Source organism: Rosettibacter primus (genome assembly GCF_036860675.1).
GTDB lineage: Bacteria > Bacteroidota > Ignavibacteria > Ignavibacteriales > Melioribacteraceae > Rosettibacter > Rosettibacter primus.
Genome location: NZ_JAYKGK010000015.1, coordinates 13,929 through 24,846 on the forward strand (window position 1 = coordinate 13,929; position 10,918 = coordinate 24,846).

A 10,918-nucleotide genomic window follows, 5' to 3' on the forward strand; every position below is an offset into this window, starting at 1 on the left:
ATAATTACATTTTATATTTAATCAGAATTTTTTCAACTTCTTCTGCCCAAATTTTATATCCTTCTGCATTTAAGTGAACACCATCCCATGTTACATCTGGACGCAAAAATTTATCGCCTGTTGATAATTTTGAATTAATGTCAATGTAATCAATTTTGTTCTTTTTAGCGTATTCATAAAGCAGTTTGTTTAGTTTATCAACTTCACGATTTCTGCCAGCATTAATTTCTGGTGTTCCACCAAAATCTTTTGCATAATCTTTTGCCGCATAAGTTGTTGATTGAATAACCGGAATAATTCCTTTTGTTTGCAATGCAGTAATTATCCTGATGTAATTATAATAAATCTCTTCAACAGGGGTCCAGTTGTAAATATCATTTAACCCCCCAAGAATAAAAACAATTTTTGGGTTAAGTCGAAATATGTAATTTAATCTTGCATAAAAGCCAGGAAGAATATCTCCGGGTATTGCACGTGCAACAACATTAGGTCTTCCTAAGAGTTCACTCCAATTCGCTCCTGCTGTCAATGAATTGCCAAGCATAACAATGTCTGCTTGCTTTGTTTTATAAATCTCGAACATTGATATCTGCAGATTATAATTAGGATTAGTTTTATATTTTTCAGTATCATTCTTTTGCTGTGATGATGTATTATGAGCAGTTATAAAAAATATTATTATTAGACAGATAATTAAAAGTTGTTTGTTTTTCATAGAGGAAAAATTTTTATGATAGTTTTTCAATTTGCTGTTGAAGAGCTGCAATTTGTTTTTCATGTTCAGAAATTTTGTATTTAAGATTATTTTCCATTGCAATCAATTCTGAAATTTTTGCTGTGTATTCCTCTTTTCGTATTTCTTCATTTGCTCTTTCCATTTTAAGAATTCTTAATTCTTCTCTCAATGAACTTATTTGATTTTTCAAATTATCAAGTTCCTGCTGACTTTGAATAATGTCCTGAGTAATATGATATTTGCTTTCATCCAGTGCAGAATAACTTTCGTTCGCCTGTTTTAGTAATTGTTTAATTTCTTTTTCAAGAGAATCTTTTTTGCTCAAGAGCAAATGAGTTTCAGATTTCAGTTCTTCAAGAAATGATTTTTGTTTGTTAAAATAATCTTTCAGACTTACGATTTCCTCGTTTAATTCTTGCTGTTCTTCTTTTAGCATCGAAATTGATTCTTCAATAGAATCTTTTTCTTTCCAGAGTACTTTAATCTTTCCTTCATATTCAGCCATCTGGCCAGCTTTTTCAAGCAGTATTTGTTCTTTTTCTACAATTTTTCTCTCTTTCTCAAGTATTTCTTGCTTTAGTGAATTTAATTTGTTTTGAGATGAATTAATTTCTTCTGTAAACTTTATTAGTGTGTTAGATATCTTGCTTTCTATTTCTAAAATAGATTTTTCAATTTCGAATTTTCTTTTTTCATAATCATTAATTGCATTTTTCTGAGATGTTAATATGTCATTTAATTTTTCTTCGTCTTTTTTTAGAATTAATAGTCTTTCCTGTAAATCATTTTTGACTGATTCAAAATTTTTTATTTCATCAATAAGATTATTCTTTTTTTCTGTTAATTCCTGAATTTCTGATTCTAATTTTTCAATTTGTTCTTTGTTAAAGTTGATTTTATACTCATACTCATCGTGCTGCTTTTCTATCTGTCTTAATTCTTCGAGCAGTGCATCTCTGTTATAAATAAATTCTGTATATATTTTTTCCTTTTCAGAAAGTTGATTGACAAGCAGACTTAATGATTGTTCAAGATTTGTTTTTATCTCTTCGGATACAATTATTTTTTCTTCAAGACTTTTTAATAAGGAATTTCGTTGTGATTCTTCAGATTTAAGCTGTTCAATTTTGTTTATTAATTCATCCTTTATCTCTGTTAATTTGTTGATTTCAATCTCTGATTCTAATGAGAAATCATTTCTAAATACTTCTTTCTCTTCTCTAAGGTTATTAAAATTATTTTGTAATTCGAGATATTCATCATTCAGTTTTTTATAAGCTTCAGAAAGTTCATTGTACTTGGTTAATAGTTCCTCATACGCTTTATCATTTTTTTCAGTGTAAAATAAATTTTCTGATAATTCACGATTCTCTATTGATTTAGCTTCGAGGCTTGTTTTTATTTCTTCTAATTCTTCGATTTCTTTAGATAAATTCTCAAGACTTTTCTTTTTAAGTGAAAGTTCTGATTCAAGTAATGAAATGTTTTTTCTAAGTTCTTCTTCTTGATTTTTTAGTTCATTCAGTTCTTTTCTAGCAAAATTAATTTTGGAGTCAATTTCACTTAAATTTGTATACTTCTGCATGAAAGCATGGAGGGTATTTTTTAGTTCATCGTTCTCTTCTTTTAACTTTTGCATATCTACTTTTGACTTAGATGAGAAAAGAGACATTAATATGCTCCCTCCATGAATTATTTAATCTTTTTATTAAAGATAATAAACTTTATTAAAAATAGCTTTTTATTTTTACAGAATTTTTAAACCGAATCATTCTGCAATTTCTCCGTCTTTATAATTTAACTCTTTGATAACAATTCCATCTTCATTGTATGAATAACATTTGCCATTAAGTAAATTATTTTTGAAAATCATAAAGTCGGAAATATTACCATTTTGATAATACCATCTTGAAATTCCTTCCTTTAAACCGTTACGATAATTTTCTTCTGCTTTTATTTTTCCATCTTTATAATATGAGATAACAACACCGTCTAATTTCCCGTTTTTGAAATTTCTTTCGCATTTAAGTTCACCTGTTTCATAAAAAGTTTTGGATTTTCCTTCGAGCAAATCATCTGAATAGAAATCTTCGGAAATTTTAATTCCTTTATTATTGAACTTAATTGATAAACCATTTTTCAGCCCATTTTTATAAAAAGTAATTTCTGATAATACACCTCCATCATAAAAAAATTTGCATTCACCTTCTAATTTATCTTCATAATAATTAAGTATAGATTGAACAAATCCGCTTTTATAATAATTAATTATTATACCATGCTTTTTGCCTTCTTTGAAGTTGAGTTCTGCCTTTATAGTTCCTTCATCATAATATTCGCTGAAACTCTCTTCTATTTTATCGAACTTTCCGCCAATATCGTATCTAATACGTTTTACAATTTGTCCATTTGAATAAGTATCAATTACTTTTATTGAGCCATCTGGATAATAAAAATATGAGTTGCCATCAAGTCGATCATTCTTAAAATTTGCTTCGAGTGCAATGCCGCCAAATTCATAATAAACTCTGCTTATTCCTTCTAATTTATCATCAACATAATTTCTTTCTACTTCAACTTGACCATTTTCATAAAATATTTTTGAGACACCATTTAATTTCCCATTGTGATAATTCCAGATTGCCTGAAGTGCTCCACTTTTGTAATAAGTTTTGCTGAAACCTTCCTGAACATCGTTTACATAATTTGGTTCCGCCCAAAGTTCTCCAGTTTCATAATACCATTTTGATGTGCCTTCAAGTTTTCCATTGTGATAATGCCATTCCATACTTTTTGTGCCGTCTTCAAAATACCAGGTTGAAATGCCTTCTTCTTTACCATTAACAAAGTTCCATTCTTTCCAGAGTTTCCCGTTTTCATAATATTCTCTATAAATTCCGTGTCTAACTCCATTAACATAAGTTCCTTCCGATTTCAATTTGCCATTTTTATAATATTCTCGTTTAATTTCCTGAGAAAAAATTATAATTGAAGTTATCAGAATGAACAGAAAAATTTTTTTAATCATATGCCCATATTTTTTTTGCGAAATTACATAAAAGTTTTTATACATTTGTAAAAATAACATTATCACCTAAAATAATAATGAAAGGCAATAGATGAATTCTTTAATTAAGAAGTATATAATTTTTCTTTTAATTTTTTCATCAAGAATTTATTCACAGGAAATAAAATTTTATGGAGAACCACAAGCTGGAGGAATAATAATTGGCAAAGGAGAAAATGTTAAAGCAGCATGGCTTAACAACAAAAAATTAACAGTTGATAAAAAAGGGATTTTTGTATTTGGTTTTGATAGAGATGCAAAAGGTAAATTCATTTTAAAAGTAGAATTGAAAAATGGGGAAATATCTAAGTATGAATATGACATTGAAAAAAGATTATACGAAGTGCAAAAATTAACAGTGCAAAAAAAATATGTGACCCCCCCTAAAAAGGAGTTATCAAGAATTGAAAAAGAAGCAAAGATAATTAAAGATGCTTATTCAAAAATTGGAATACTTAAATCCGCAATGTTTTCTTCGGGATTTGTATATCCTGTTGATACTATAAAAATTACGGGAGTATTTGGAAGCCAAAGAATTTTAAACAGAAAATTAGCGAACATTCACAATGGAGTTGACTTTGCAGCAAATGAAGGTGATTCAATTTATGCAATATCTGATGGCATAGTTCAATTGGCAGAAGAAAATTTTTATTTCAATGGAAATTTTGTATTGCTTAATCATGGGCAGGGATTAAGCAGTATTTATCTTCATCTAAGCAAAGTATTTGTTAAAAACGGTGACAAAGTTAAAAAGGGAGAAGTGATAGGTCTTGCAGGTTCTACTGGTCGCTCAACAGGTCCGCATCTTCATTTAGGAGTAAAATGGTATAATAAAAGAATTGACCCGATGAGTTTACTTGAAATAAAAGAAATTGAATAATTTGTAGATTAAAGACTAATTTATTGTTAGTAAATTAAATAAATTATAGAATCTTTAACCTGCAACTTACAATCATCAATTACAACAATTCTAAAATATTGTCTATGACTTTCGTCCCGCTCACCAAAAGTATATTTTTGCTTTGATGACCATTAGCAACCAGAATACAGTCAGCTCCAATTTCAGATGCAACTTCATAATCATGTAGTGTATCTCCTATTAATAAAGTTTCGCCTTTTCCGTTTCCGAGTTTTTTCATTAAATCAATTCCAAGATGTAATTTGCTTGCTGCATATATATTATCCAATCCAACAATATATTTGAAATATTTTCTCAGGTTAAAATAATTTATCATTTCTTCGAGTGTGTGCAGGGAATAAGCAGAAAGAATTGATTGTTCTATCCCTATTCCGTTAATTTTTTCAAGAATTTCAATAATTCCATCATAAAGTAAACATTCATATTTTCTTTTTTCGTATTCTTCAATCCATAATCTGCCAATGATTTCAAAACTTTCTTTTTCAAAGTCGAAACCAAGTTTTATGTAATAATCTTTAACTGGAATTGTGAAAAAATTTCGATATTCATCAATGGTAATTGTTTTTAACCCACGCTCAGATAAAAGTTTATTAATTATTTCAATTCCAAGTTCAACATCATTAAAAATTGTTCCATTCCAATCCCAAATTATGTGCTTATATTTTTTAATTTCCATAAAAACCCCAATTAAACAAAACAAAATTACTTTAAAATTATTTTTATATAAACTAAACATTATTATTTTTATTTCGATAATAATTTTGGAATATAGTAGCTTTTGAATTATAAGGGCTAATTATTTTGAAAATATTCAAACAATATTGGTTTTTAATCTTCTTTATTTCCTATCAAATTTTTTATGGGCAGGTTTTAAATCCTGAAAAATATTTAACGCAGCATGTACTGAATAATTGGACAACAGAACAAGGCTTGCCTCAAAATTCAGCTTACAGCATAATTCAAACAAGAGATGGATATATTTGGTTTGGGACAGAAGAAGGATTTGTAAAATTTGATGGGTTTAGATTTATTGTATACAATCCAGATGTTGTTCCTGAAATGAAATCTTCATTAGTAGTAACTTTAATGGAAGATAATGCAGGAAATTTGTGGGTTGGTACTTTTGATGGATTATTAAAATATTCTCAAAAACAGTCAAGATTATATACAACAAAAGATGGATTGATAAGTAATATTATTCGTTCTTTGTATGAAGATGAGAGCGGACGAATCTGGGTTGGAACTTCTGAAGGATTGAGCATCATTGAAAATGGAAAGATAAAGAAGTTTACAAAAGAAAAATTCTTGAATAGTGAAACCATCTATAAAATAATTGGGGATAGAAATGGTAAAATTTATTTAGCCACTGCAAGCTCTGGTGTGGTAATTATCGATACAGCTGAAAAAGATAATTATAAAGTTTCGGTAATCGATACAAAAAAAGGTTTGCTAAGTAATTATGTCCGCTCGCTCTTTTTGAAAAATGAAAAATTATTAGTTGGAACAGATAAAGGATTAGATTTGATAGTTAACAATAAAGTAGAAGGGTTTCCTATTAAAGAGAACCTATTGAATATTCAGATAATGGATATTCTTGATGATAAAGGGATTTTGTATCTCGCAACTCAAAAAGGTTTATGCAGAGTTATTGATTCCAGAACTGAATTTTATTCACTCGATAAAAACTTAGAAATGAATTTGCTTCTTGATTTATTTATTGATAGAGAAGATAATTTATGGATAGGAAGTTATAACAATGGAATTTACCGAATGAGAGATGGTAATTTTACAACTTTTTCTCTGGAAGAAGGTTTGAAGGAAAAATTTATTAGAGCAGTTACTCAAAACAAAGAAGGAATATGGATTGCGTCGAATAATAATTATTTATCCATAATAAAAGGTAGAGAAGTAAAAAATTACTTTTTAAGAAAAGAAGAGAATTCAAATATTCAAACAATTGTAGCACAAAATGACTCTATATGGATAGGGACAAGAGCAGGCTTGTATTTATTTAAGAATGGAATTCTAACGAAAATCAAAAATTGTAATTTTTCTATTTCAGCATTATTTGTTGATTCGAAAAATAGACTTTTGATTGGAAGCGGAAATGGCGGATTATATCATTTAAAATCAGGTGAACTTATTAATTTAAGCAATGACGAAAAATCTTCGACATTAAGAATAAGATTCATTGCAGAAGATAAAAAAGGAAATTTGTTCTTAGGAACAATTGGACAGGGCTTAGCAATATTTGATGGAATAAATTATCAATACTTCAATGAAGAAAATGGAATGCCCAGCGATATAATTTATTTTATTCATCTCGATTCAAGAGGAATTGTTTGGGTTACTACAAGCGGAAGTGGAATATTGCGTTTTGACGGGAATAAATTTTATAAGATTACTAAAAAAGACGGCTTGCCAACAAATGAAGTACAAACCATACTTGAAGATGACGAAGGAAATTTCTGGTGCGGTTTTAATAATGGAATATTTCGAGTTTCGAAATATGAGTTTGAAAAATTTATTTCAGGAAAAATTACTGAGATTAACACGGAAATATTTAATAAAAATGATGGACTTAAAAATTCTGAATGCAATGGTGGTTTTCAGGGAACAGTATTAAAAGATTCTAAAGGAAATTTCTGGTTTGCTACTATAGATGGAATTACATTTGTTAATCCAAAAAAATTGAAAGCGAGTAATTACTTTCCGCCTGTTTATGTAACAAGAATCTTGTGTAATTTTGAACCGGTGGAAGTTTCTTCAGAAGTTAAAGCTCCTTCAGGGACAAACATACTAAGGTTTGATTATATTGTTGCTTCTTACATTCAGCCTTTTAAGCTAAAAGTGAAATATATTCTGGAAGGATATGAAAAAGAATGGCATGAAGTTAGGAACAGAAGAATAGTTTATTATTACAATTTAGAACCGGGTGAATATAAATTTCGTGTCAAAGTTTCGAATTATAAATATGAATGGAATAATCAGGAATCATCAGTTAAAATTGTTATTCCTCCTTATTTTTATCAAACTTTAGGATTTAAGATTTTATCACCTGTTGTACTTCTGTCGTTAATATTTTTATATGTGAAATGGCGCGTAAGCAAGCAGGAAAAATTAACTCAGAAATTGGAAGAAATGGTAAAATCAAGAACAGATGAATTAAAGAAATATGCAGATGAACTTGAAAAAGCAAATAAGACAAAAGACAAATTCTTTTCAATAATATCTCACGATTTAAGAAATCCAATACATTCAATCTCATCTATCTCGGAATTTTTATATAATAACAGAAATGAATTATCGTCTGAAGAATTAGATGATATGTTGATTCAAATAAAGAATTCTTCAATAACTTTATATAATTTGATTGAAAATTTATTGGAGTGGTCACGTATACAAACAAACAGAATGGAATATAAACTCGAGATTTTTAATTTATATGAAAGCATAAAAAGTGTTGTCTCATTACTTGAATCGAATGCGCATCAAAAAGAAATTGAGTTTATTATTGATGCAGAAAGAATTAATGTATATGCCGATAAAACTTCTATTGATTCTGTTCTATTAAACTTAATTTCGAATGCAATTAAATTTTCATATACGAAAGGGGAGATAATTATTTCTGCAAAAGAAAACGAAAATGAAGTAAAAGTTTGTATTAAAGACAATGGCATTGGAATGAGTGAAGATGAGATAGAAAAAATATTTTTACTTGATACAAAATTTACAAAAGTAGGAACAGCAGGAGAAAAAGGAACCGGTTTGGGTTTAGTATTATGCAAGGAACATATTGAACAAAATGGGGGGAATCTCTGGATAGAAAGTAAAATTAATGAAGGCACATCAGTTTATTTGACATTACAAAAAGCAAGATAAATTCTAATCACATTCAAATTTTTTTATTGATTTCAAAATTTGCTCTCCATAATTTCATATCAACATAAAAATTTCTATCAATTTTTCAGGAGAACATATGGTAACTTTTCAATTCCTTGATTGGTTCTGGGTAGTAGCATTTCTGCTGGTAACAATTAGTCTTGGAGTAGCATTTTATCGGTTGGGGAAACGTTCAGAAGCAGATTTTTTTCTTGCTGGACGAGGATTGCCCTGGTGGTTACCAGCTTCATCTGTATATGCTACCCACACAGCGACTGATACACCTATCTGGGTTACAGGAGTTATTTACAAGTATGGTGTTGCAGGACTATGGTATACTTTCTTTTCTGCATGGTGTGCTATAAGTGCTTTTGTTTCAACAAGAATATTCAGACGTTCTCTTGCTTACACTCAAGCCGAATGGAACACAATCAGATTTCATGGACTTGGAGCAGAAATGTTAAGAGGGTGGATTTCTGGCTGGCAGGTTTTCATGAATATGTTTATTCTCGGATGGGTTGGTATTGCAATGGGAAAAATTTGTAATTATCTCTTTGGCTGGGATTTATGGATTGGTCTTGTTGTATTTTCTTCTTTATGTGCAATTTATGTTCTCGCAGCTGGTTATTGGGGTGTTATAATGGCAGATTTTCAACAGGGAATAATTGCTTTCTTAATGATTTTACTTGTATCTATCTGGGGAATAATTGCTGCGGGCGGACCCATTCAAATTCAGAACAAATTAATTGCTATGGGTCAATCATGGCGATTAAATCCATTTGCATTTACAGGCTGGTTTGAAGGAGATTTTCCAGTTGCCTGGTTTGTTACAATGATGGTAATTGCAATTCTTGGCGGATTTGGAATGGGAACCAGCATAGATTGGTACGTAGAAGCTCAGAGAATTCAAAGTGCAAAATCTGTAAGAGATGCAAGTTACAGCATCTGGTGGGGAACAGCTCTTGTCTTAACACGTAATGCAATCTGGGCTGCTGCAATTTTAGCTTTTTTTGTTATGTTTCCCAATATCTCTTCTCAATCAGAATATGAATTGGGCTGGCTTAGATTAGGATTTGAGTATCTGCCTACAGGATTAATTGGATTTTTCTTTGCTGCTTTAATTGCAATTCACGTTTCTACTATAGCATCACACTTAAATTTAGGTGCAATGTATTTTACACGCGACCTTTATTTGCATTATTTCAAACCAACTGCATCTGAAAAAGAACTTGTTTGGGTTGGCAGATTAGCAACATTAATTTTATTACTTGGTTCATTTTTCTATGGATTAATGATGGAAGATATAACTTCATGGTTAATTTTTGCTTTATGGCTGATGGCGGCGGGAATTTGGCTGCCCAATATTTTGCAGGTTGTATGGTGGCGCTTTAATGCATGGGGATATTTATCTGCTTGGATTGCTAATCTTGGACTTAGCTGGCTTGTAGTTTGGATATTACCTCACTGGGGTGTTATTCCTCAGTTAGCTGATTATCAACAATTCTGGCTTTTAATGTTGCTTGGGGCTGTCATTTTTATTCCAGTTACTCTATTGACTAAACCTGAACCAATGGAACATCTTGTAAAATATTATGTTCAGGCAAGACCAATAGGTTGGTGGGGACCAGTAAAAAGAGAAGCTCAAAAACTTGGTCTATTGGCTCATGTTGTAAATAATAATGGAGGTAATAAATGAGTTTTATAAGAAGAACCTGGACGCCATGGGAAGCAGATGAATGGCATAAGGAAGATTGGTTTGCTGTAATTTTATCACCAATCTGTTATATACTTTTAATGGTTGGCACAGTAGGAACTTTTCTGTTGAACTTATGGGGATTTATAACTTTAGCTGTAGGAATTTTTTTAGTATGGCTTATGCACTGGATTATTGACCCGAAGCTTAAGGTTATTTCAAGTGAATATGAAAAGAAACAACATGAATATCTTGAAAAATTAGAGCGTCAAGCACGCTGGGAGGAATTAAATGGATAAAGGATTGGCTATGGTAATTGGAATGTCAATTGCCTATGTGGCTTCTTTTCTTGGACTTATTTTAGCCTGGTATTCTCACAACAAACACTCAAAGAAAGGTGAAAAATGATTTTATTGATTGAACAATCTCAGAGAATTGGCAGCCCAATTTTAGGAGTAATTTTTCCTGCAATCATTCTTGCAATCTCTATATTTTTTACCTGGCTGCTTTATAAAAAATTTTCTAAATAAGAATTATTGAGTAGAAATTCACGCTAAGGTGCAAAGCTGCAAATTTAAATTGCAGTTTTGTGTCTTGGCGTGACATATTTTTAAATATTTT

General features: G+C 30.1%; 8 protein-coding genes. 4 read left to right on the forward strand and 4 right to left on the reverse strand.

Going from position 1 to position 10,918, the window contains the following annotated elements; all coding sequences use genetic code 11:
• Positions 1-4: 4 nt before the first annotated feature.
• From VJY32_RS13635 to VJY32_RS13645, 3 genes are all read right to left on the reverse strand, one after another.
• Positions 5-715 carry a GDSL-type esterase/lipase family protein gene (locus VJY32_RS13635; protein ID WP_353678485.1) on the reverse strand — a complete coding sequence of 237 codons (711 nt, stop codon included), beginning with the start codon at positions 713-715 and terminating at the stop codon, positions 5-7.
• Between the two features lie 13 nt (positions 716-728).
• On the reverse strand, positions 729-2,408 hold the full coding sequence (locus VJY32_RS13640; RefSeq protein WP_353678486.1) for a hypothetical protein: 1,680 nt from the start codon (positions 2,406-2,408) through the stop codon (positions 729-731).
• Between the two features lie 96 nt (positions 2,409-2,504).
• Positions 2,505-3,764: a toxin-antitoxin system YwqK family antitoxin gene (locus VJY32_RS13645; protein ID WP_353678487.1), complete on the reverse strand. Its 1,260-nt coding sequence runs from the start codon at positions 3,762-3,764 to the stop codon at positions 2,505-2,507.
• A 91-nt stretch (positions 3,765-3,855) separates the two neighbouring features.
• Here VJY32_RS13645 and VJY32_RS13650 point away from each other — a divergent pair, with 91 nt between their 5' ends.
• Complete coding sequence (locus VJY32_RS13650) at positions 3,856-4,683, forward strand: M23 family metallopeptidase (protein ID WP_353678488.1); 828 nt, start codon at positions 3,856-3,858, stop codon at positions 4,681-4,683.
• 79 nt (positions 4,684-4,762) lie between these two features.
• Here VJY32_RS13650 and VJY32_RS13655 read toward each other — a convergent pair whose 3' ends face one another.
• Entirely contained in the window at positions 4,763-5,398 is a 636-nt protein-coding gene (locus tag VJY32_RS13655; RefSeq protein WP_353678489.1) for an HAD family hydrolase, read from the reverse strand.
• A 125-nt stretch (positions 5,399-5,523) separates the two neighbouring features.
• Here VJY32_RS13655 and VJY32_RS13660 point away from each other — a divergent pair, with 125 nt between their 5' ends.
• From VJY32_RS13660 to VJY32_RS13670, 3 genes are all read left to right on the forward strand, one after another.
• Positions 5,524-8,604 (forward strand): ligand-binding sensor domain-containing protein, encoded by a 3,081-nt coding sequence (locus tag VJY32_RS13660; protein WP_353678490.1) that lies wholly within the window; start codon positions 5,524-5,526, stop codon positions 8,602-8,604.
• Positions 8,605-8,701: 97 nt separating this feature from the next.
• A complete protein-coding gene (locus VJY32_RS13665) occupies positions 8,702-10,300 on the forward strand; it encodes a sodium:solute symporter family protein (RefSeq protein ID WP_353678491.1) in 1,599 nt (532 codons plus the stop codon).
• Positions 10,297-10,596 (forward strand): hypothetical protein, encoded by a 300-nt coding sequence (locus VJY32_RS13670; protein ID WP_353678492.1) that lies wholly within the window; start codon positions 10,297-10,299, stop codon positions 10,594-10,596. The genes VJY32_RS13665 and VJY32_RS13670 overlap by 4 nt, the downstream gene beginning before the upstream one ends.
• Positions 10,597-10,918: the final 322 nt, after the last annotated feature.

What these genes read in the sequence shown, in the direction of transcription:
- VJY32_RS13635 (WP_353678485.1), bottom strand. Translation starts at nt 715, where the DNA reads ATGAAAAACAAACAACTTTTAATTATCTGTCTAATAATAATATTTTTT.
- VJY32_RS13640 (WP_353678486.1), bottom strand. Translation starts at nt 2,408, where the DNA reads ATGTCTCTTTTCTCATCTAAGTCAAAAGTAGATATGCAAAAGTTAAAA.
- VJY32_RS13645 (WP_353678487.1), bottom strand. Translation starts at nt 3,764, where the DNA reads ATGATTAAAAAAATTTTTCTGTTCATTCTGATAACTTCAATTATAATT.
- VJY32_RS13650 (WP_353678488.1), top strand. Translation starts at nt 3,856, where the DNA reads ATGAATTCTTTAATTAAGAAGTATATAATTTTTCTTTTAATTTTTTCA.
- VJY32_RS13655 (WP_353678489.1), bottom strand. Translation starts at nt 5,398, where the DNA reads ATGGAAATTAAAAAATATAAGCACATAATTTGGGATTGGAATGGAACA.
- VJY32_RS13665 (WP_353678491.1), top strand. Translation starts at nt 8,702, where the DNA reads ATGGTAACTTTTCAATTCCTTGATTGGTTCTGGGTAGTAGCATTTCTG.
- VJY32_RS13670 (WP_353678492.1), top strand. Translation starts at nt 10,297, where the DNA reads ATGAGTTTTATAAGAAGAACCTGGACGCCATGGGAAGCAGATGAATGG.